The organism is Stenotrophomonas sp. A3_2, assembly GCF_036624925.1.
GTDB lineage: Bacteria > Pseudomonadota > Gammaproteobacteria > Xanthomonadales > Xanthomonadaceae > Stenotrophomonas > Stenotrophomonas hibiscicola.
Genome location: NZ_JAZKVY010000323.1, coordinates 1 through 20,357 on the forward strand (window position 1 = coordinate 1; position 20,357 = coordinate 20,357).

Genomic DNA, 20,357 nt, shown 5'->3' on the forward strand with positions numbered 1-20,357 from the left:
GGTAGTGCCGGCCGCTGGCCGGCATCCGCACGGACGACGACCGGGCACGGGGATGCCGGCCAGCGGCCGGCACTACCCGGACACCGGGCTTACAGCTTGTAGCCGGAGTGGATCGAGACGATGCCGCCGGTCAGGTTCTTGTAGTGGCAGCGCTCGAAGCCGGCCTGCGCCATCATCGCCTTCAGTTCGTCCTGCGGCGGGTGCTTGCGGATGCTCTCGGCCAGGTACTGGTAGCTGTCCGAGTCATTGGCGAACAGCTTGCCCAGCTTCGGCAGGATCTTGAACGAGTGGAAGTCGTAGATCGGCTTGAACCAGTCCGCGGTGACTTCGGAGAACTCCAGCACGCGGGCCTGGCCGCCCACCTTCAGCACGCGGTACATCTCGCGCAGGCCAGCGTCCTTGTCGGTCACGTTGCGCAGGCCGAAGGCGATGGTGACCAGGTCGAAGCTGTTGTCCGGGAACGGCAGGGCCTCGGCGTTGCACTGCACGTAGTCCAGGCCCAGCACCAAGCCGCGGTTGGTCAGGCGGTCACGGCCGACCGACAGCATGCCGGCGTTGATGTCGCCCAGCACCACCGAGCCCTCGGCGCCGACGCGCTCCTTCAGCAGGGCGGCGATGTCGCCGGTGCCGCCCGCCAGATCGAGCACGCGGTCGCCCGGCTTCACCTGCGCGGTGGCCACGTAGTAGCGCTTCCACGCCCGGTGCACGCCCAGGCTCATCAGGTCGTTCATCAGGTCGTAGTTGCGCGCGACCGAGGTGAACACCTGGCCGACCAGCTTCTGCTTGTCCTTGGCGGCGACGTCGCGGAACCCGAAATGGGTGGTACCGGCTTTGTAGGGGGATTCGCTCATGGCCCCGATTATCGCACCGCCGGGGGCCAGCGGCACCCCCTGCCCGTATCATGGCGGGCCACGACTTACCGGAGCCCCGCATGATCACCACGCCCGACTACCAGGCCCTGCTGCAGACCGCCATCGCCGAAGCCCGCCAGGGCCTGGCCGAGGGCGGCGTGCCGATCGGCGCGGCCCTGTACCACAACGACGGCCGCCTGCTTGGCTGCGGCCACAACCGCCGCGTGCAGGAAGGCGACCCGTCGGTGCACGGCGAGACCGATGCGTTCCGCAAGGCCGGCCGCCAGCGCCGTTACCAGGACACGATCATGGTCACCACCCTGGCACCGTGCTGGTACTGCTCTGGCCTGGTGCGCCAGTTCAACATCGGCACCGTGGTGGTGGGCGAATCGCGCACCTTCCAGGGCGGCATCGACTGGTTGCGGGAAAACGGCGTCAACGTGATCGACCTCGACAACCAGGAATGCGTCGACCTGCTCGGCGATTTCATCAGCCGCCATCCGGACATCTGGAACGAAGACATCGGTGAATGAGCCACACACGGTCATCCGTTGAACCCGTTTAATGAACGCTTCAGTGCCGCCACCTCTTAGTGCGGACAGCGTTTGCGGCCATTGCCGTGACCGCGCGCACAGTCAGCTGGACTGCGTGCACACACTGCGGTAACACCCCGCCCGGCTGACACGCCTAGGGTGGGGTTACCGGGGCTCGTTTCCCCGGCGGAGCCAGCCATGTGCGCGCACGCCGTACGACCTACGCCCGACCCGATCCTCGAATCCATCCGCGAACGCCTGCAGCAGCACTTCGCGCTGCACCGGCGCAGTGCGTCGTTCTGGAGTGCCTACCAGGGCCTGCAGCTGGAACTGGTGCGCGGCCAGCCACGCGATCACGAGCGACTGTGCAACGCGATGGCCACCATGGCCGAGCAGATGGGGGCGGTCGAGCACGCGCAACTGATCAGCAATCGCCACACCGGCTCCACATCCCGCTGACGCGGCATGCACCGGCAGATACGCCACACTCCGATGAACCCCCACTCCCTTTCCACTCAACCGAACTGGATTGTCATGCACGCTGAAGTCCCCACCATTCCTCCGGTCATCAACGTAGACGCCGAGCTTGACCACTGGCGCCGCCAGCATGCCGAGGGCGCACTGCCGCACAACTCGTTCGGCTCCTACGTGCCGTGGATCAAGTTCGCCTGTGATTCGCTGATCACCCAGCCGCGCGCCAGCGAGGCCGAACGTGACGAAATGTTCCAGACCCAGTACGCCCTGCAGATCATGCCGCGGCTGAGCGAAGCACAGGCCCGCGAGTTCGTCGACCTCTGCTGGCAGCACGTCTATCAGAGCAGCCCGGTGCGCAGCCTGCAGGCGCCACGACTGCAACGCATGCGCGCCTGACGGCCGCTGCACGGCGCCTCCACGCGCCACTGCCGATCATCCTCGTCACCTGAGTGGGACGACGACGATGAAAGCACGAAACCTGTTCAATACGATCGCCAAGAAGGCCGCGGCCGCCACGGGCTCGCCGTGGACCTTCCTGGCTGCAGTGGCGATCGTGGTGATCTGGGGCATCAGTGGCCCGGTGTTCGGCTTCAACGACACCTGGCAGCTGGTGATCAACACCGGCACCACCATCATCACCTTCCTGATGGTGTTCCTGATCCAGCACACGCAGAACGCGGACACCGCCGCGATGCAGATCAAGCTGGACGAGCTGATCCGGGCAACCGCCGAGGCCAACAACGAGCTGCTCGATCTGGAAGAACTGGACGAGGCACGCCTGGAAGAGATCCGCGCCGAGTACGAGCAGATGGCGCGCGAAGCCGGCGATGCGCTCGCGCGGGTGCGCGCCTGCCATGCAGCGCGGCGCGACGATGAAGCGATCTGACGGTAGCGCCGGGCCATGCCCGGCGAGCGGGGTACCCGGAAGAATCCCACACGGGCCATCGCCCTCGGCTGATAACGGCGGACATCCCATCAGTGCAGACTGGCGCCATGTCCAGCCGTCACCTGGAACGCGGCCGCCACTCCCGTATCGGGGGCTACTACGTCCTCACCACGGTCGTACGCCACCGGCGTCCGGTCTTTGAAGATCCACGTTGTGCAACGTGTCTTGTGGATGCATTGAGGTATGTTGAACGCTGGGCCTCAGTCGGTCCTTTGCTTGGGTCGTCATGCCTGACGATCTGCACTGGCTGATGCAGCTGCGCGACGGATCACTGGCGCGCATGATGGGAACGGTGAAATCCCGCAGCAGCCGGTTGCTGGGGCAGCAGTTCGGCATACAGACGCCTTTGTGGCAGCCGAGCTATTTCGATCACGCGGTACGCAGCGAGGAAGCCTTGAGGCGCCATGCGTTGTACATCCGGGGCAACCCCATCCGAGCAGGGTTGACCCTGCATCTCGATGAATATCCGTTTGCATGGTGCCGTTGGCCCATGCGGTAGCGCCTGGCCATGCCCGGCGAGCACGAAGTGCGGTCCGCCCAGACGTCAGGCATGCAGGAACGAAAAGCCGCCGGGCGTGGCCCGGCGCTACCGGTATCGAATTGCTGCTCAGCTGCGCTCGTGCCAGCCACCGCCCAGCACCTTGTACAGCGTGATGCGGTTGGCCTGCTGCGCCAGCTGCGCCTGCAGCTGGGTCTGTTGTGCGTTGTAGGCGGTACGCCGCGCATCCAGCAGGGTCACGAAGCTGTCCAGGCCCGCGTCGTAGCGCGCCTGCGACAGGCGGTTGGCCTGTTCGGCCGCTTCCACCAGGCGCTGCTGTGAACGCACCTGCTCGTCCAGGCTGACATTCAACGCCAGCGCATCGGCGGTTTCGCGGAAGCCCACCTGGATCGACTTCTCGTACTGCGCCAGAGCGATATCACGATCGGCGTTGGCGATGGCCAGGTTGGCGCGCAGCTTGCCGCCCTGGAAGATCGGCAGCGTGATCTTCGGCAGGAAGCTCCACACGCGCGTACCGCTGTCGAACAGGTTGGACAGTTCGCTCGAACCACTGCCGATGCTGCCGGTCAGCGAGATGCTCGGGAAGAACGCCGCGCGTGCCGCACCGATATTGGCGTTGGCCGCCAGCAGCTGGTGTTCGGCGGCCATGATGTCCGGGCGCTGCAGCAGCACGTCGCTGGGCAGGCCGGCCGGCGGCGGTGCCAGTGCCAGCAGCTGCGGTTCGATGCCGTCCGGCAGCAGTGCCGGATCGAGCTGGCCACCGGCCAGCAGCGCCAGCGCGTTGCGGTCCTGGGCCAGCTGGCCACGCAGGCGCGCAGCATCGGTGCGCGCGGTCTCGACCAGCGTGCGGGTCTGGGTCAGTTCCAGTGCCGAACTGCCGCCACGCTCGTGGCGGGCCTCGGCCAGGCGCAACGAATCTTCGTAGGTCTTCAGCGTGGCCTCGGCGATCTTCAGGCGCTGCGCGTCGGCACCATACGTCAGCCACGCAGTTGCGGTCTCGGCAACCAGGCTCAACTGCGCGTTGCGGCGGTTGGCGGCCACCGCGAAGTACTGCTGCAGCGCGGCTTCACTGAGATTGCGCACGCGGCCGAACAGGTCCAGCTCGAACTCGGCCACGCCAACGCCGGCGGTGAACTGCTCGCTGACACCGGCATCGGTACCGCGACGGTCCATCTGGCCGGTGACGGCCACGCCAGGCACGCGATCAGCGCGCTGCACGCGGTACTGGCCGCGCGCGCGTTCAACGTTGAGCACGGCCACGCGCAGGTCGCGATTGTTCTGCAGCGACTGCTCGATCACCTGCTGCAGGCGCGCATCGGTGAAGAAGTCGCGCCAGCCGACGGCGGCGGCATCGGCCACCTCGCCCTGCGCGGCCTCGGCCGGCCACTGCGCCGGGATCGCCGGGGCGACAGCGGTGTTCTTCGGCACCAGGGTGGAGCAACCTGCCAGCGCGAGCGCGGCGGCCAGGGATACAGCAAGAGAAGAGAATTTCATGGCGACACCTTGGCGGTCACGGTGGTAGCGCCGGGCCATGCCCGGCGGCTACGCGGTGAGGCATCCGCCGGGCATGGCCCGGTGCTACCGGATTTCATCACTCGGCGGTCTTGCGCTTGAACACGCGCTGCACCACCACGAAGAACAGCGGCACGAAGAACACGCCGAGCACGGTGCCGACGATCATGCCGCCGAGCACGCCGGTGCCGATCGCCTGCTTGGCACCGGAGCCGGCGCCGGTGGAGATCGCCAGCGGTACCACGCCCATGCCGAAGGCGAGCGAGGTCATCACGATCGGGCGCAGGCGGTCGCGCACGGCGTGCATGATCGACTCGATCAGGCTGGCGCCCTTTTCCAGGTTTTCCTTGGCGAACTCGACGATCAGGATCGCGTTCTTGCTGGTCAGGCCCACCGTGGTCAGCATCGCCACCTGGAAATAGATGTCGCGCTCCAGGCCCTTGAAGGTGTTGGCCAGCACCGCGCCGAGGATACCCAGCGGGGCCGCCAGCAGCACCGCGGTCGGTACGCTCCAGCTTTCATACATCGCGGCCAGGCACAGGAACACGATCATCAGCGACAGCGTGTACAGCAGTGGCGTCTGCGAGCCGGCCTGGCGTTCCTGGTAGGACATCGCCGTCCACTCGATGCCGAAGCCCGCCGGAAGCTGCTTGGCCAGCTGCTCGATCTCGGCCATGGCATCGCCGGAGGCGACACCCGGGGCCGGTTCGCCCTGGATCTCCATCGCCGACACACCGTTGTAGCGCTCCAGGCGCGGCGAACCGTAATCCCAGTGCTTGGTGGCGAATGCACTGAACGGCACCATCTCGCCCTTGTCGTTCTTCACGGACCAGAGGTCGAAGTCCTCCGGGACCATGCGGAACGGCTGGTCGGCCTGCACGAACACGCGCTTGACGCGGCCACGATCGACGAAGTCATCGATGTACGAGCTGCCCCACGCAGCGGCCAGCGTGCCGTTGATCTGGTCGATCGACAACCCCAGCGAGGTCGCCTTGGCCGCGTCGATGTCGATGCGGAACTGCGGCGTGTCCTCCTGGCCGTTCGGGCGCACGTTGGCCAGCTTCTTGCTGCCGGCGGCCAGGCCGAGCAGCTGGTTGCGTGCGGCGACCAGTGCCTCGTGGCCCTGGCCGCTGTTGTCCTTCAGGAAGAAGGTATAGCCCGAGGCAGTACCCAGTTCCGGAATGGCCGGCGGCGGGAAGGCAAAGATGAAGGCATCCTTGATCTGGCCCAGGGCCGCCATCGCACGACCGGTGATCGGCATCACGCCATTGTCGGCGTCACGCTCGCTCCAGTCCTTCAGCTTGACGAACGCCATGCCGGCGTTCTGGCCCATGCCGGCGAAGCTGAAGCCCTGCACGGAGAACACCGAATCCACCGCATCCTTCTCGTTCTGCAGGAAGTGGTTCTCCAATGCCGCGATCGATTCCAGCGTGCGCTCCTGGGTGGCGCCGACCGGGGCCTGCACCAGCGCCATCAGCACGCCCTGGTCTTCGTTGGGCAGGAACGAGCTGGGCAGGCGCACGAACAGCACGCCCATCAGCACGAACAGTGCCGCCACGATGCCCATGAAGCGCCACGGACGATGGATGATGCCGCGCACACCACGCTGGTAACTTTCGCTGGTGCGGTCGAAGCCACGGTTGAAACCGTTGAAGAAGCGACCGACCAGGCCGCGGTGGGCAACATGATGCTCACCCTTCTTCAGCGGCTTAAGCATGGTCGCGCACAGTGCCGGCGTCAGCACGATCGCCACCAGCACCGACAACGCCATTGCAGAGACAATCGTGGCCGAGAACTGCCGGTAGATCACGCCGGTGGATCCGCTCATGAAGGCCATCGGCACGAACACCGCCGACAGCACCAGGCCGATACCCACCAGCGCACCAGTGATCTGGCCCATCGACTTGCGGGTCGCTTCAAGCGGCGACAGTCCTTCCTCGGACATGATGCGCTCGACGTTCTCCACCACCACGATGGCATCGTCCACCAGCAGACCGATCGCCAGCACCATCGCGAACATGGTCAGCATGTTCACCGAGAAGCCCAGCATCGCCAGCACGCCGAAGGTACCCAGCAGCACCACCGGCACGGCGATGGTCGGGATCAGGGTGGCGCGGAAGTTCTGCAGGAACAGGTACATCACCACGAACACCAGCACGATCGCTTCGAGCAGGGTCTGCACCACGCCCTTGATCGACACGCGCACGAACGGGGTGGTGTCGTACGGGATCTCGGCCTTCAGCCCTGCCGGGAAGAAGCTCTTCATGTCTTCCAGCGCAGCGTCCACGCCGGCCGCAGTATCCAGCGCGTTGGCGCCGGTGGCCAGGGTGACCGCCAGGCCGCTGGCCGGCTGGCCGTTGTAGCGGGTGACGAAGTCGTAGGACTCAGCCCCCAGTTCGACGCGGGCGACATCACCCAGGCGCAGCTCGGCACCGTCCTGCGCGCCGCGCACGATGATGTTGCGGAACTGTTCCGGGGTCTGCAGGCGCGACTGCGCGTTGATGGTGGCGTTGAGCTGCTGGCCCTTCACCGACGGCGCACCGCCGAGCTGGCCGATCGCCACCTGGGCATTCTGTGCCTTGATTGCCGCAGTCACTTCCGCGACGGACAGGCCATAGGTATGCAGCTTGTTCGGGTCCAGCCAGATGCGCATGGCGTACTTGCCACCGAACACCTGGATGTTGCCCACGCCCGGCACGCGGCTCAGGCGATCGACGACATTGGAACCGACGTAGTCGGCGATGTCGTTGGCGTCCATGCTGCCGTTCTCGGACACGAACGCGATGACGTTCAGGAAGCCCGAGCTGGACTTGGCCACGTTGATGCCCTGCCGCTGCACTTCCTGCGGCAGCAGCGGCATGGCCAGCTGCAGCTTGTTCTGCACCTGCACCTGGGCGATGTCCGGGTTGGTGCCGCTCTCGAAGGTCAGGGTGATGGTGGCCTGGCCGTTGGACGAGCTGTTGGAGGAGAAGTAGATCAGGCCATCGAGGCCCTTCATGTTCTGCTCGATGATCTGCGTCACCGAGTCCTCGACCACCTTGGCCGATGCACCCGGGTAGGTGGCGCTGATTTCCACCGCCGGCGGCGCGACGTTGGGGTACATCGAGACCGGCAGCTTGAACAGGGCCAGGCCGCCGGCGAGCATGATGATGATGGCGATCACCCACGCAAAGATGGGTCGATCGATGAAAAAGCGTGCCATGGAGTTCTCCGCTTACTTCGCGTCGCCGGCCGGGGCGGCAGGCTGGGCGGCTGCCGCCGGCTTGGCCGGAGCAGCGCCCTTCTCGGTGGCCTTGACCGGCATGCCGGGGCCGATCTTCTGCAGGCCTTCGACGATGACCTTGTCACCGGCCTTCAGGCCGTCCTCGACCAGCCACTTGTCGCCGACCGTGCGGCTGACCTTGACCGGGCGCACTTCGACCTTGTTGTCCTTGCCGACCACCATCGCGGTGGTGTCGCCCTTCGGATCGCGCGCGATGCCCTGCATCGGCACCAGCACCGCATCGCTGCGCACGCCGCCGCCGATCACCGCACGCACGTACATGCCCGGCATCAGCAGGCCGTCCGGGTTGTCCACCTTCACGCGCAAGCCGAAGCTGCCGGTGGTCGGATCGACGCTGACTTCGGAGAACTCCAGCGTGCCCTTGTGCTCGAAGGTGCTGCCGTCTTCCATCAGGATGCTGACCGGCAGGGTCTGGTTGTCCTGCAGGCGGCCGGCAGCCAGTTCGCGGCGCAGCTGCAGCAGTTCGGCGGAGGACTGGGTCAGGTCGACATAGATCGGGTCCAGCTGCTGCACGGTAGCCAGTGCATTGGCCTGGCCGGCGCTGACCAGCGCACCCTGGGTGACGCTGGACTTGCCGATGCGGCCGCTGATCGGCGCGGTGATGCGGGCATAGCCGAGGGTGACGTTGGCCGCGTCCAGCGAGGCCCTGGCGGCACCGACATCGGCCTCGGCCTGCTTCTGCGCGGCGACGGCGTTTTCCAGGTCCTGCTGGCTGACCGCGTCGACCTTGGCCAGCTCGGTGATGCGCTTGGCGCTCAGGCGCGCGGCGTTGGCCGTGGCTTCGGCGCGGGCCAGCTGGGCGCGGGCGCTGTTGGCCTGGGCGCGGTAGCTGGCGTCCTCGATCTGGTACAGCGGCTCGCCGGCCTTGACCATGCCGCCTTCGGTGAACAGGCGCTTGGCAACGATGCCGTTGACCTGCGGGCGCACTTCGGCGACCAGGAAGGCGTTGGTACGGCCCGGTAGTTCGCGGGTCAGGCCCACGGTCTCGGACTTCAGCGTGACCACGGTGACGTCACCGGGGCCCTGTTCGGAGGCCTGGGGTTGGCCGCCGCAGGCAGCCACGGTCGCGGCGATGGCCAGCGACAGCGCGATGGGTCGGATTCGGCTCAGCAACATGACGGAAAGGCTCTCAGGGGAAGGAATCTCAAAACGCGCTGATACAGGCCGAAAGCGCCAGCAGGCAACGCTCACCGGCGGGCAGAAGCAGCCGGCAACGGCCTGCCACGCACACGGCGGGAATGATGGGACGGAAATATACATACATGCGTGTTTGTTTGTAAACGGGTACAATTCAGCCACGTTTCACCCGCACTCGTACCCATCCATGGCCCGCAAGACCAAAGAGGACACCCAGGCAACCCGGGAAGGCATCCTTGACGCCGCCGAAGCCTGTTTCCATGAACACGGCGTGGCCCGTACCACGCTGGAGATGATCGGCGCCCGCGCCGGCTATACCCGTGGTGCGGTGTACTGGCACTTCAAGAACAAGAGCGAGGTGCTGGCCGCGATCGTTGAACGGGTGCACCTGCCCTTCATGCAGGAACTGGAACGCACCTCCACCGAGCAGCGCGACACGCCGGTACACGACCTGCGCGCGGTGATGATCCACTCGTTCATCGAGCTGTCCGAGGATGAGCGCCTGCGCAAGACCATGGAGATCATGCTGCGCAGCGATGCCTCGGCCGACACCAAGGTGCTGACCGAAATGCAGCAGGCCGGATTCCGCGATGCGCTGGACCGGATGGAGCGTGCGCTTCGCCGGGCCCGGGACCTGGGCCAGCTGCGCGAAGGAGCGGACCCGAAGATCGCCGCGCGCATGCTGCACGCCACCGTACTGGGCGTGCTGCACGGCGCGATGGTCGAACCGGAACTGATGGACCTCAAGCGCGACGGCATGCTCGCGCTGGACATGACTCTGGCCGCCTACGTGAAGGATGGCGTGTTCGTTCCCGGCACCGTCCCCGAGCCGCTGCCCGAGGCGTGAACGAGGCTGCTCCCATCACTGCGGCACCCCCTGCAAGGGCAGATCGATGATCCTGGACAACGTGGTGTGGGGCTTCATCGGGTGTGGCAGCGTCACCGAGAAGAAGAGCGGGCCGGCCCTGGCCAACACGCCAGGCTCACGGGTAGTGGCGGTCATGCGCCGCAATGCCGCATTGGCCGAAGACTATGCACGCCGCCACGCGATTCCGCGCTGGTACGCGGACGCCGATGCACTCATCGCCGATCCGGAGGTGAACGCGGTCTACGTTGCAACACCGCCCTCCACGCACATGCACTACGCATTGCAGGCGATTGCTGCAGGCAAGCCGGTCTACATCGAAAAGCCGATGGCCATGAACCACGACGAGTGCCAGCGCATCATCGCGGCCAGCGCCCGCAGCGGCGTGCCCGTGTTCGTGGCCTACTACCGCCGCGCCCTGCCCCGATTCGCGCAGGTGAAGCAGCTGCTGGACAGCGGCGCGATCGGTACACCGCGCAGCGTTCGCGCCACCCTGCATCGGCCGCATTCGGTGAACGCCGCATCGCCGGACTTCTGGCGGACCAATCCCGCAATCTCCGGCGGCGGGCTGTTCGTCGATCTGGGCTCGCACACCCTGGACCTGCTCGACCATCTGCTGGGGCCCCTGAGCGACGTGCGCGGCCTGGCCAGTTCGTTGACCGGCGCCTACGCCGCCGAAGACAGCGTCTCGATGTGCTTCCGCACCGGGGCGGGGGCGCACGGCATCGCGCAATGGAGCTTCTGCGCGTTCCGCCGACAGGACGAGGTCGAGATCACCGGCGACCTGGGGCAGCTGCGCTTTGCCACCTTCGAGGACGTTCCGGTGGTGCTGGAGACCGAAGCGGGCGTGCAGTCATTCGATATCCCGAACCCGCCATCGGTCCAGCAGCCGTTGATCGCCTCCGTCGTGGACGAACTGCGCGGCCACGGGCACTCGCCCTCGAACGGCATCAGCGCCGCCCGCACCAGTGCAGTGATCGACCAGGTACTGCAGGCCTACCGCGCCCGGCAATCGCGCTGAGCGCCAACGCAAAAGGCCGCCCTGCGGCGGCCTTTTCTGTTGCAGCGGATGGAGCCAGGGCCCTCGCCACGGCGAAGGATCCGACCTCGATGCGCATTACAGGATGTAGCGGCTCAGGTCCGGGTCCTGCACCAGCTCACCCAGGTGTGCATCGACGTAGGCGCTGTCGATGGCCAGGGTTTCGCCATCGCGGTCCGGTGCCTCGTAGCTGAGCGAATCCAGCAGGCGCTCCAGCACCGTATGCAGGCGGCGCGCGCCGATGTTTTCCTGGCGCTCGTTCACCTGGAACGCGATCTCGGCCAGGCGCTCGATGGCATCGGCAGTGAAACTGACCTTGACGCCTTCGGTGGCCAGCAGTGCTTCGTACTGCTTGGTCAGCGCCGCCTTCGGTTCGGTCAGGATGCGCACGAAGTCGCCCTTGCTCAACGCGCCCAGCTCAACGCGGATCGGGAAACGGCCCTGCAGCTCCGGAATCAGGTCGCTGGGCTTGGCCAGGTGGAACGCGCCCGACGCGATGAACAGGATGTGGTCGGTCTTGATCGTGCCGTACTTGGTGGACACGTTGGAGCCTTCCACCAGCGGCAGCAGGTCGCGCTGCACGCCTTCGCGGGAGACATCGCCACCGCCCACGTTGTCGCCGCGCTTGGCAACCTTGTCGATCTCGTCGATGAAGACGATGCCGTGCTGCTCGCAGGCCTCGATTGCCGCAGTGCGGATATCGTCCTCGTTGACCAGCTTGCCGGCCTCTTCCTCGATCAGCAGCGGACGCGCGGCCTTGATGGTCAGCGTGCGCTTGTGCGCCTTCGCGCCGCCACCCAGGTTGGCGAACATCGACTTCAGCTGCTGGCCCATTTCCTCCATGCCCGGCGGGGTCATGATGTCCATGCTGACATTGGCCGCCAGGTCGAGCTCGATCTCACGCTCGTCCAGCTCACCGTTGCGCAGCATCTTGCGGAACTTGATGCGGGTCTCGTTGTCCTGCGCCGACGGTTCGTTGCGGGCGACTTCAGGATCGAAACCGATGCCGCCGCTACGACGCGGCAGCAGCGCATCGAGGATGCGGTCTTCGGCGCGTTCTTCGGCCTGGGTACGCACGCGCACCTTGGCCTGTTCGCGATAGAGCTTGACCGCGGTGTCGGCCAGGTCGCGGATGATCTGCTCGACGTCCTTGCCGACGTAGCCCACTTCGGTGAAGCGCGTGGCTTCGACCTTCACGAACGGCGCGTTGGCCAACGTAGCCAGGCGGCGCGCGATCTCGGTCTTGCCGACGCCGGTCGGGCCGATCATCAGGATGTTCTTGGGCATCACTTCATTGCGAAGCTCCGGCGCCAGCTGCATGCGGCGCCAGCGGTTGCGCAGGGCGATGGCCACGGCACGCTTGGCGTCGTGCTGGCCCACGATATGCCGATCCAGTTCCTGCACGATCTCGCGCGGGGTCATGGTGGCGGAGGATACTTCGATCTTCGACATGGATGTGCTCACGAATTCGTTGTCTACGATGCCGGAACCGAACGGCCCCGGACGGTAGCGCCGGGCCATGCCCGGCGAATCTGGAATGTCTGTGACGGGTTCCCCGTCACAGCTCCTCGACCACCACGTTGCGGTTGGTGTAGATGCAGATGTCGCCGGCGATGCCGATCGCTTCACTGGCAATCGTGCGCGCATCCATTTCGGTATGTGCCATCAACGCGCGCGCGGCCGACAGTGCATACGAGCCACCGGAGCCGATGGCGATGATGCCGTCCTCGGGTTCGATCACATCGCCGGTGCCGCTGATGATCAGCGAGGTTTCCTTGTCAGCCACAGCCAACAGGGCTTCAAGCTTTCCGAGGCGGCGCTCGGTGCGCCAATCCTTGGCCAGCTCGACCGCAGCGCGCTGCAGCTGGCCGTGCTTTTCCAGCTTGGCCTCGAACAGCTCGAACAGGGTGAAGGCATCGGCGGCGGCACCGGCGAAACCGGCCAGCACCTGGCCGTCGCGGCCAAGGCGGCGCACCTTGCGTGCATTGCCCTTCATCACGGTGTGGCCCAGCGTGACCTGGCCGTCGCCGGCAATGGCCACGTGCTCGCCGCGACGGACGCAGACGATGGTGGTGGCGTGGAAAACGTTGGGGTTCTGACTGGGGTCCATGATGCCTCCGGGGTGACAGAACCAGAGGTGGGGACTGCGCTGCGCCCTTCAAGCCACCCGCGACCGGCCACCGCAGGGGCATCGTTCAGCTTTCTCCGCTGCCCTCGCTGCTGCGTCGGCGCTTCGCGCGCGGGTGCGCGGCGTCGTAGACCTTGGCCAGGTGCTGGAAATCGAGGTGGGTATAGATCTGCGTGGTGGCGATGTCGGCATGGCCCAGCAGCTCCTGCACACCGCGCAGGTCGCCGGACGATTCGAGAATATGGCTGGCGAAACTGTGCCGCAGCATGTGCGGATGCACCTGCTTGAACAGGCCCTGGCGCTGCGCCAGCTGGCGGATGCGGATCTGTACCGCACGCGGGCTGATCGGCCCGTTGCGGCCGGGGAATACCGGCGAAGACGGGCCGCCACCACTTTCCGCGCGCCACGCCTGCAGCGCTTCGCGCGCCGGCCGGCCGAACGGCACCCTGCGCTGGCGGTTGCCCTTGCCCAGCACGTTGACCAGGCCGCTGTCGAAATCCAGATCGCGCCAAGTCAGCGCGCAGACTTCGCTCAGGCGCAGGCCCGAGGAATAGAACAGCTCCAGCAGCGCGCGGTCACGCCGGCCGAGGTCGCCGTCCGGCTCCAGCTCGACCAGCTGCACGGCCTCATCGGCATCGAGAACCTGCGGCAAGCGGCGCGGCGCGCGCGGGGCCTTCAACGTCGCTGCCGGGCTGGCCTCGATGCGTCCGTGCTTGAGCAGCCAGGCGTAGAAGCTTCGGCAGGCCGACAGGCGGCGCTGCAGGCTCTTGGCCGACAGGCCGCGGCGATGCTCATCGGCCACGAACTGGCGCAACGCTTCGGCATCGAGTGCCTCCACGGCTACGCCACGCGGCTCGGCCCAGGCCGACAGCGCGTCCAGGTCGCGGCGGTAGGCGTCGAGTGTGTGCGCCGACATCCGCCGCTCCACCTGCAGATGCTGCAGGAACGCCTGTACCGCGCTCATCGCCGTCGTGCCCTGCTCAGCTCGGGAAGCGCTTCAGGCCAGTGGCCAGGGCGTCGCCCATCATGCGCAGGAACAACGTGCCCATGCCCGGGTAGAAACGGTTCGGATCATGGCTGCCGACCGCGATCAGGCCAACCCCCGGCAGCGGCAGCAGCGCGGTGGTCTGCACCTCCTCGCTGCGCGCGCCGTACAGCACGGCGTTCTTCTCCGGCTGCAGGCGGCCGCAGATCGGCTCGCCGTCCTTCAGGCAGTCGCGGAACGGGCCCAGTTGCGGATCATCGGCGGCGATCACCTGCAGCCAGTCGGCCTGTTCCAGCCCGGCCACCGGCGCATGCACCACCAGCCGCACCAGGTCGCCGGCGAAGTCTTCCTGCAACGAAGCGGCCATCGCACGCAGAGTGTCGGCCGCATTGTCCTGCTTCATCAGTGCCAGGGTCAGCTGATGCGTGCGCACCGCCAGCCGCTCGTTGACCTGGGCGGTCGCGCCCAGGTCGGCCAACCGTCGCGCCAGCTCGCGGTTCTTCTCGCGCAGCACTTCCAGCTGGTAGCTGGCCAGCGATGCGGTCGGGCCGTCATCGCGCGGCACCACCAGGGTCAGGGCCAGGTCCGGGAACTGCTTGAGGAAGCCGGGATGACGCCGCAACCAGGCAGCGACTTCGTGGGCCCCGAGCTTGTCGACGGTTTCGCTCATGCCATCCACTCCCCTTCGAAGACGAATGCGGTCGGGCCGGCCATCACCACAGGCTGGCCATCCCCCGGCCACTGGATGCGCAGGTCACCACCGGGCAGGCTGATGCGGGCATCGCGCTGCAGGCGGCCGCGCTGCATCAGGGTCACCGCAGCGGCGCAGGCGCCACTGCCACAGGCCAGGGTTTCGCCGACGCCGCGCTCGAACACGCGCAGGCGGGCGTGCGCCGGGCCCATCACCTGGGCGAAGCCCACGTTCACCGAGCGCGGGAACGAGGCATGCTGCTGCAGCAGCGCACCGACGCGCTCGACCGGCGCAGCATCGATCAGGCCGACTTCGATCACCGCATGCGGGTTGCCCATCGACACCGCAGCAAAGCGGACGCTCTCGCCCTGCAGCGGCAGCAGGTATTCCTCGCGCGGGTGGGCGAAGCCCATCAGCGGCACGTTGGCCGGCTCGAAGGCAGGCACGCCCATCGTCACCGCAAACTGCCCTTCGCCCAGCACCTTCACCTCATGGCTGGCCAGCGGGCTGTCGATGACGAATGCATCGCCCTGCGCGCTGCCCTCGCGCACCAGCCAGGCCGCGATGCAGCGCGCGCCATTGCCGCACTGCTCGGAATTGGAACCGTCGGCGTTCCAGATGCGGTACGAGGCCACCGAGCCTTCCGCACGTGGCGCCTCGATGGTCAGGATCTGATCGCAGCCGACGCCGGTGTGGCGGTCGGCCAGGCGCGCGGCCAGTTCAGGCGTGGGCGGCGCAGTACCGTCACGCAGGTCGATCACTACGAAGTCATTGCCCGCGCCATGCATCTTGCTGAAGCGCAAGGCCTTGGAACCGGCCTTACTCATTCCCGCTGCCCGCCTTCTTCGCTGGCGCGGGTGCCGGCTGAGTGGTCGTTGCAGCCGGGTCGACGGTCGTGGTGGGGGCAACGGCGCCCTGGGCCTCCGCCGGGGTCGCCTCGGTGGCGGGCTCGGCAGCGGGTTCGACGGTTTCCTCCACCGGCACCGGCTTCTGCGGCAGTACCAGCGGGCCCTTGTTGCCGCAGGCGGCGAGGAGCAGCAGCGAGGCCGCTGCCAGCGGAATCAGGATGGCGTTTCGATGGGGGATCTTCATGCCCCGAGTATAGCCATTGGCGGCTGAGCGGTTGGTGCAGGGCGGCACGCCACGCATCCGCCGGGCATGGCCCGGCGCTACCGTAACCGGGCGCCGCAGGTAGCGCCGGGCCATGCCCGGCGGGCAATCATTGCTTTGGCGGCAGCGGCCGCGTCCACAGCCAGATCGCCACCACGGTCATGCTGCCGATCGAGAACCACTTCACCCAGGCAATCGGTACGCACCACAGCATGATGGCGGCGCATACCGCCATGGTGATCGTGGCCATCCACTTGCCGTAGCGGCTGACCGCCCCGTGTGCCTGCCAGTTGGCGATGGCCGGGCCGAAGCGTGGATGCTGCAGCAGCCAGTTGTGCAGGCGCTCGGAGCCACGCGAGGCGGCCCAGGCCGAAATCAGGATGAATACGGTGGTCGGCAGGCCCGGCACGAAGATGCCGACGATGCCGGTGCCGAGGCTGACATACGCCAGCAGCCACCACGCCCAGCGGAAACGCACCACGCGCGGAGGCGTGGCGGCATCGCGAGGGGCGGAAGGATCTGGCGCGCTCATGGCCGCAAGGATACCGGTTCAGGGTGCCAGGCAGCGCCCGGCACCCTGTCGCGATCACGGCTGGGCGATGCCCAGCTGCTGCAGCACGAACGCGTACGACTCGGACAGCTCGCGGTAGCGCTGGAAGCGCCCCGACTTGCCGCCGTGGCCGGCTTCCATGTTGGTGCGGAACAGTATCGGGTAGTGGCCGGTGTTGTCGTCACGCAGCTTGGCCACCCACTTGGCCGGCTCCCAGTACTGCACCTGCGAATCCCACAGGCCGGTACCCACGAACAGCGCCGGGTACGCCTGCCGCTTCACGTTGTCGTAGGGCGAGTAGGACAGCATGTAGTCGTAATACTGCTTCTGTTCCGGGTTGCCCCACTCGTCGTACTCATTGGTGGTCAGCGGAATGGTCGGGTCGAGCATGGTGGTGACCACGTCGACGAACGGGACCTGCGCCACCATCACCCGGTAATCCTGCGGGGCCTGGTTGGCCACCGCGCCCATCAGCAGGCCACCGGCGCTGCCACCGGACGCAGCGACGCGATCCTTCGCCGCCCAGCCCTGTGCGACCAGGCCGCGGGTGACGTCGATGAAGTCGTTGAAGGTGTTCTGCTTGTGCAGCAGCTTGCCGTTCTCGTACCAGTCGCGGCCCATTTCCTGGCCGCCGCGGATGTGGGCGATGGCATACACCACGCCACGATCAAGCAGGCTTACCGCGGTCTGGTTGAAGTACGGATCCATCGACATGCCATAGCTGCCATAGGCGTACTGGAACAGCGCGCCCTTGCCGTCCTTCTGGTAGCCCTTGCGGTAGACCAGCGACACCGGCACCTTCACGCCATCACGTGCGGTGATCCAGACGCGGTCGGTTTCGTACTTCGACGCGTCATAGCCGATCACCGGCTGCACCTTCAGCTGGCGGCGCTCACCGGTGGCGGTGTTCAGTTCGAACACGGTGGTGGGGGTGGTCATCGAGGTGTAGACGTAGCGCAGCCAGGGCGTATCGGCCTCGGTGTTGTCGCCCAGGCCCATCGAGTACGCTGGCTCATCAGCCTTCACGTAGTCGCTGCGGCCATCCTTGAACAGCAGGCGGATGCGTTCCAGGCCCTCGGAGCGTTCGGCGATGGCGGTGTAGCCATCGAACAGTTCGAAGCCTTCGATGAACACCGCATCGTCGTGCGCGATCCAGTCCTTCCATTGCGCACGCGAAGTGGCATCGGTCGGCGCAGTGACCAGCTTGAAGTTCTTCGCGCCGTCGTTGGTGCGGATCACCCAGCGGCCGTCGTAGTGGTCGGCATCGTACTCGACGTCACGCTGGCGAGGGGCCAGCACGGTGAACGTGGTCGGGTCGCCGGCCGGTGCGTAGCGCTCTTCCGAGGACACGGTGCTGTGCACGCCGATGGTGATGAAGCGATCATCGCGGGTGCGGCCGATGCCCATGTAGAAGCTGTCGTCCTTCTCTTCGTAGACGACGGTGTCGGCGCTGGCTGGAGTGCCCAGCACGTGCTTCTTCACGCGCACGGTCAGCAGCGTTTCCGGATCGTTCTCGACATACAGCACGGTGCGGTTGTCGTCGGCCCAGACCAGGTCGCCGGAGCTGCCGGTGATCACATCGGGCAGCACCTTGCCGGTGGCCAGATCCTTGAAGCGGATCGTGTACTGGCGGCGGCCCACATCATCCTCGGCCCAGGCCAGCAGCTGGTTGTCCTGGCTCACTTCCATCGAGCCGACGCTGAAATAGCCCTTGCCGGCGGCCATGGCGTTGACGTCCAGCAGGATCTCCTCGGCGGCCTCCATGCTGCCCTTGCGGCGCGCGTGGATCGGATAGTCCTGGCCGGTCTCGAAGCGGCTGTAGTACCAATAGCCGCGCTCACGCGCCGGCACGCTGGAATCATCCTGCTTGATGCGGCCGACGATCTCCTTGTACAGGGTGTCTTCGAGCGGCTTGAGCGGCGCCAGCACCTGGTCCGCGTAGGCATTCTCGGCCTGCAGGTAGGCCAGCATGTCCTTGTTCTCGCGCTTGTCGTCGCGCAGCCAGTAATAGTCATCGTTGCGGGTCGCGCCGAACGGCGCCTTGACCACATGCGGATGCTTGGCGGCATCCGGCGGAACAGGCGGAGTGGCGGCGGTGGCAGTAGTGGTCATCAGGCTGGCGAGCAACAGGCAGAGAGTGGATTTCATGTAGTGGGGTTCCTTGAACTGCAATGCAATGGCGTCCTTGTGCCCGAGTCTGGGTTGCAGGAGGGCTGCGGGCAACCCTGCGGATCGTCATGGGGAGTGCCGGCCGCTGGCCAGCAACCTCACGAACCCGGAGACGGTCGGAATGCCGGCCGGCGGCCGGCACTACCACAACGCATGACCCAGACGCGCGGCGTACCATGGGCACATGAGCACCCTGCCCCACACGCCGGGCTACAGCCGGCGCAGCCATGAAATCGCTCCATTCCACGTGATGTCCCTGCTGGCCCGCGCACAGGCGCTGGAGCAGGCCGGCCACGATGTGATCCACCTGGAAATCGGCGAACCGGACTTCACCACCGCCGAACCTGTCGTGCGCGCCGGCCAGGCCGCATTGGCCGCCGGTCATACCCGCTACACCGCCGCACGTGGCCTGCCGGCTCTGCGTGAGGCCATCAGCGGCTTCTATCGCAGCCATTACGGGCTGGATATCGACCCTGAACGCATCCTGGTCACACCGGGTGGGTCCGGTGCGCTGCTGCTGGCCAGCAGCCTGCTGGTCGATCCCGGCCGCCACTGGCTGCTGGCGGACCCCGGCTATCCGTGCAACCGCCACTTCCTGCGCCTGGTGGAAGGCGGTGCGCAACTGGTACCGGTCGGGCCGGAGACCGCCTACCAGCTGACCCCGTCACTGGTGGAACGGCACTGGAATGCCGACAGCGTCGGCGCGCTGGTCGCCTCACCGGCCAACCCGACCGGCACCGTGCTTTCCGCCGACGATCTGGCCGCACTGTCGCAGGCCCTGCACGCGCGGGGCGGCCACCTGGTGGTGGACGAGATCTACCACGGCCTCACCTATGGCCTGGATGCGCCCAGCGTGCTGCAGGTGGATGACAGCGCGTTCGTGCTGAACAGCTTCTCCAAGTATTTCGGCATGACCGGCTGGCGGCTGGGCTGGCTGGTGGCACCGCCGGCCGCGGTACCGGACCTGGAGAAGCTGGCGCAGAACCTGTACATCAGCGCCTCGAGCATCGCCCAGCATGCCGCCCTCGCCTGTTTCAGCGAGGAATCGATGGCGATCTTCGAACAGCGCCGCGAAGCGTTCCGCCAGCGTCGCGACTTCCTGCTGCCCGCACTGCGTGAGCTGGGCTTCCGTATCGAGGTCGAGCCGCAGGGCGCGTTCTACCTGTACGCAGACGTCAGCGCGTTCACCGACGATGCGCAGGCGTTCTGCGCCCACTTCCTGGAAACCGAGCATGTGGCATTCACGCCCGGGCTGGATTTCGGCTTCCATCGTGCCAACCAGCACGTGCGCCTGGCCTATACCCAGGAAGTGCCGCGATTGCAGGAGGCGGTGGAGCGGATCGCGCGTGGGTTGAAGCATTTCCGGTAGCGCCGGGCCATGCCCGGCGGCATCCTGCCGCGCTACGCGCGCCCCGGGCAGGGTCCGGCGCTACCCGATAACTGAAAACGCCGCCCGGGGGCGGCGTTTTCCGGTCTGCGTACTTGCCGCCCAAACGCGCCCACAGGAAGCTGTAGGCCCGCGCCGCCAAGTGTGCGGCCGGCGCGGTGGTGGCGGCGCCGCCGGGGCCCCCTTCGATTGTAGAGT

19 protein-coding genes and 1 pseudogene are annotated in these 20,357 nt (G+C 66.7%); 8 read left to right on the forward strand and 12 right to left on the reverse strand.

The window, feature by feature from the left end; genetic code table 11:
• Window positions 1–89: 89 nt before the first annotated feature.
• Window positions 90–851 (reverse strand): bifunctional demethylmenaquinone methyltransferase/2-methoxy-6-polyprenyl-1,4-benzoquinol methylase UbiE, encoded by a 762-nt coding sequence (gene ubiE / locus R5H29_RS14880; RefSeq protein WP_019660690.1) that lies wholly within the window; start codon window positions 849–851, stop codon window positions 90–92.
• Window positions 852–931: 80 nt separating this feature from the next.
• Here ubiE and R5H29_RS14885 point away from each other — a divergent pair, with 80 nt between their 5' ends.
• From R5H29_RS14885 to R5H29_RS22975, 5 genes and pseudogenes are all read left to right on the forward strand, one after another.
• Window positions 932–1,384, forward strand: a complete 453-nt coding sequence (locus R5H29_RS14885) for a nucleoside deaminase (RefSeq protein ID WP_005419409.1) — start codon at window positions 932–934, stop codon at window positions 1,382–1,384.
• Between the two features lie 198 nt (window positions 1,385–1,582).
• On the forward strand, window positions 1,583–1,843 hold the full coding sequence (locus tag R5H29_RS14890) for a hypothetical protein (RefSeq protein WP_021203905.1): 261 nt from the start codon (window positions 1,583–1,585) through the stop codon (window positions 1,841–1,843).
• 75 nt (window positions 1,844–1,918) lie between these two features.
• The gene (locus R5H29_RS14895; protein WP_021203904.1) at window positions 1,919–2,254 is read left to right on the forward strand and encodes a hypothetical protein; all 336 of its coding nucleotides are present in this window, start codon (window positions 1,919–1,921) and stop codon (window positions 2,252–2,254) included.
• Window positions 2,255–2,321: 67 nt separating this feature from the next.
• Window positions 2,322–2,744 carry a low affinity iron permease family protein gene (locus R5H29_RS14900; RefSeq protein ID WP_019660693.1) on the forward strand — a complete coding sequence of 141 codons (423 nt, stop codon included), beginning with the start codon at window positions 2,322–2,324 and terminating at the stop codon, window positions 2,742–2,744.
• Between the two features lie 107 nt (window positions 2,745–2,851).
• A pseudogene (locus R5H29_RS22975) lies at window positions 2,852–3,303 on the forward strand (REP-associated tyrosine transposase).
• 108 nt (window positions 3,304–3,411) lie between these two features.
• Here R5H29_RS22975 and smeF read toward each other — a convergent pair.
• From smeF to smeD, 3 genes are all read right to left on the reverse strand, one after another.
• Window positions 3,412–4,797 (reverse strand): multidrug efflux RND transporter outer membrane subunit SmeF, encoded by a 1,386-nt coding sequence (gene smeF / locus R5H29_RS14910; protein ID WP_332329378.1) that lies wholly within the window; start codon window positions 4,795–4,797, stop codon window positions 3,412–3,414.
• A 97-nt stretch (window positions 4,798–4,894) separates the two neighbouring features.
• Window positions 4,895–8,017, reverse strand: coding sequence for a multidrug efflux RND transporter permease subunit SmeE (gene smeE / locus R5H29_RS14915; RefSeq protein WP_019660696.1), 3,123 nt, complete (start codon window positions 8,015–8,017; stop codon window positions 4,895–4,897).
• 12 nt (window positions 8,018–8,029) lie between these two features.
• Complete coding sequence (gene smeD, locus R5H29_RS14920; protein WP_332329379.1) at window positions 8,030–9,214, reverse strand: multidrug efflux RND transporter periplasmic adaptor subunit SmeD; 1,185 nt, start codon at window positions 9,212–9,214, stop codon at window positions 8,030–8,032.
• 208 nt (window positions 9,215–9,422) lie between these two features.
• Between smeD and smeT the strand changes: the two genes are divergently transcribed.
• The gene (smeT, locus tag R5H29_RS14925; RefSeq protein ID WP_108269965.1) at window positions 9,423–10,082 is read left to right on the forward strand and encodes an efflux transporter SmeDEF transcriptional repressor SmeT; all 660 of its coding nucleotides are present in this window, start codon (window positions 9,423–9,425) and stop codon (window positions 10,080–10,082) included.
• A 46-nt stretch (window positions 10,083–10,128) separates the two neighbouring features.
• Complete coding sequence (locus tag R5H29_RS14930) at window positions 10,129–11,121, forward strand: Gfo/Idh/MocA family oxidoreductase (RefSeq protein ID WP_332329380.1); 993 nt, start codon at window positions 10,129–10,131, stop codon at window positions 11,119–11,121.
• A 96-nt stretch (window positions 11,122–11,217) separates the two neighbouring features.
• On the opposite strand, the gene hslU is transcribed toward R5H29_RS14930, so the two are convergent.
• From hslU to R5H29_RS14970, 8 genes are all read right to left on the reverse strand, one after another.
• Window positions 11,218–12,591, reverse strand: a complete 1,374-nt coding sequence (hslU, locus tag R5H29_RS14935) for an ATP-dependent protease ATPase subunit HslU (protein ID WP_026347094.1) — start codon at window positions 12,589–12,591, stop codon at window positions 11,218–11,220.
• A gap of 106 nt (window positions 12,592–12,697) precedes the next feature.
• Window positions 12,698–13,249, reverse strand: coding sequence for an ATP-dependent protease subunit HslV (hslV, locus tag R5H29_RS14940; RefSeq protein WP_332329381.1), 552 nt, complete (start codon window positions 13,247–13,249; stop codon window positions 12,698–12,700).
• Between the two features lie 85 nt (window positions 13,250–13,334).
• A complete protein-coding gene (gene xerC / locus R5H29_RS14945; protein WP_164144578.1) occupies window positions 13,335–14,231 on the reverse strand; it encodes a tyrosine recombinase XerC in 897 nt (298 codons plus the stop codon).
• A 16-nt stretch (window positions 14,232–14,247) separates the two neighbouring features.
• Window positions 14,248–14,922 (reverse strand): DUF484 family protein, encoded by a 675-nt coding sequence (locus R5H29_RS14950; RefSeq protein ID WP_019660702.1) that lies wholly within the window; start codon window positions 14,920–14,922, stop codon window positions 14,248–14,250.
• Window positions 14,919–15,770: a diaminopimelate epimerase gene (gene dapF, locus R5H29_RS14955; protein WP_227844053.1), complete on the reverse strand. Its 852-nt coding sequence runs from the start codon at window positions 15,768–15,770 to the stop codon at window positions 14,919–14,921. The genes R5H29_RS14950 and dapF overlap by 4 nt, the downstream gene beginning before the upstream one ends.
• Window positions 15,763–16,035 (reverse strand): LPS translocon maturation chaperone LptM, encoded by a 273-nt coding sequence (locus R5H29_RS14960; RefSeq protein ID WP_065178023.1) that lies wholly within the window; start codon window positions 16,033–16,035, stop codon window positions 15,763–15,765. The genes dapF and R5H29_RS14960 overlap by 8 nt, the downstream gene beginning before the upstream one ends.
• Window positions 16,036–16,162: 127 nt before the next feature.
• Window positions 16,163–16,585 carry a YbaN family protein gene (locus R5H29_RS14965; protein WP_021203896.1) on the reverse strand — a complete coding sequence of 141 codons (423 nt, stop codon included), beginning with the start codon at window positions 16,583–16,585 and terminating at the stop codon, window positions 16,163–16,165.
• 54 nt (window positions 16,586–16,639) lie between these two features.
• Complete coding sequence (locus R5H29_RS14970; RefSeq protein ID WP_171952609.1) at window positions 16,640–18,751, reverse strand: S9 family peptidase; 2,112 nt, start codon at window positions 18,749–18,751, stop codon at window positions 16,640–16,642.
• Between the two features lie 205 nt (window positions 18,752–18,956).
• Between R5H29_RS14970 and R5H29_RS14975 the strand changes: the two genes are divergently transcribed.
• Complete coding sequence (locus R5H29_RS14975; RefSeq protein WP_134735351.1) at window positions 18,957–20,141, forward strand: pyridoxal phosphate-dependent aminotransferase; 1,185 nt, start codon at window positions 18,957–18,959, stop codon at window positions 20,139–20,141.
• The last annotated feature ends 216 nt before the right edge of the window (window positions 20,142–20,357 follow it).

Bases quoted from the DNA above. Each gene is read 5' to 3' on its own strand.
- R5H29_RS14900 (WP_019660693.1), top strand. From the start codon at position 2,322: ATGAAAGCACGAAACCTGTTCAATACGATCGCCAAGAAGGCCGCGGCC.
- R5H29_RS14975 (WP_134735351.1), top strand. From the start codon at position 18,957: ATGAGCACCCTGCCCCACACGCCGGGCTACAGCCGGCGCAGCCATGAA.
- smeD (WP_332329379.1), bottom strand. From the start codon at position 9,214: ATGTTGCTGAGCCGAATCCGACCCATCGCGCTGTCGCTGGCCATCGCC.
- R5H29_RS14970 (WP_171952609.1), bottom strand. From the start codon at position 18,751: ATGAAATCCACTCTCTGCCTGTTGCTCGCCAGCCTGATGACCACTACT.
- smeF (WP_332329378.1), bottom strand. From the start codon at position 4,797: ATGAAATTCTCTTCTCTTGCTGTATCCCTGGCCGCCGCGCTCGCGCTG.
- R5H29_RS14950 (WP_019660702.1), bottom strand. From the start codon at position 14,922: ATGAGCGAAACCGTCGACAAGCTCGGGGCCCACGAAGTCGCTGCCTGG.
- hslV (WP_332329381.1), bottom strand. From the start codon at position 13,249: ATGGACCCCAGTCAGAACCCCAACGTTTTCCACGCCACCACCATCGTC.
- hslU (WP_026347094.1), bottom strand. From the start codon at position 12,591: ATGTCGAAGATCGAAGTATCCTCCGCCACCATGACCCCGCGCGAGATC.
- R5H29_RS14890 (WP_021203905.1), top strand. From the start codon at position 1,583: ATGTGCGCGCACGCCGTACGACCTACGCCCGACCCGATCCTCGAATCC.
- xerC (WP_164144578.1), bottom strand. From the start codon at position 14,231: ATGAGCGCGGTACAGGCGTTCCTGCAGCATCTGCAGGTGGAGCGGCGG.
- R5H29_RS14960 (WP_065178023.1), bottom strand. From the start codon at position 16,035: ATGAAGATCCCCCATCGAAACGCCATCCTGATTCCGCTGGCAGCGGCC.
- smeT (WP_108269965.1), top strand. From the start codon at position 9,423: ATGGCCCGCAAGACCAAAGAGGACACCCAGGCAACCCGGGAAGGCATC.
- R5H29_RS14885 (WP_005419409.1), top strand. From the start codon at position 932: ATGATCACCACGCCCGACTACCAGGCCCTGCTGCAGACCGCCATCGCC.
- R5H29_RS14895 (WP_021203904.1), top strand. From the start codon at position 1,919: ATGCACGCTGAAGTCCCCACCATTCCTCCGGTCATCAACGTAGACGCC.
- R5H29_RS14965 (WP_021203896.1), bottom strand. From the start codon at position 16,585: ATGAGCGCGCCAGATCCTTCCGCCCCTCGCGATGCCGCCACGCCTCCG.
- ubiE (WP_019660690.1), bottom strand. From the start codon at position 851: ATGAGCGAATCCCCCTACAAAGCCGGTACCACCCATTTCGGGTTCCGC.
- smeE (WP_019660696.1), bottom strand. From the start codon at position 8,017: ATGGCACGCTTTTTCATCGATCGACCCATCTTTGCGTGGGTGATCGCC.
- R5H29_RS14930 (WP_332329380.1), top strand. From the start codon at position 10,129: ATGATCCTGGACAACGTGGTGTGGGGCTTCATCGGGTGTGGCAGCGTC.
- dapF (WP_227844053.1), bottom strand. From the start codon at position 15,770: ATGAGTAAGGCCGGTTCCAAGGCCTTGCGCTTCAGCAAGATGCATGGC.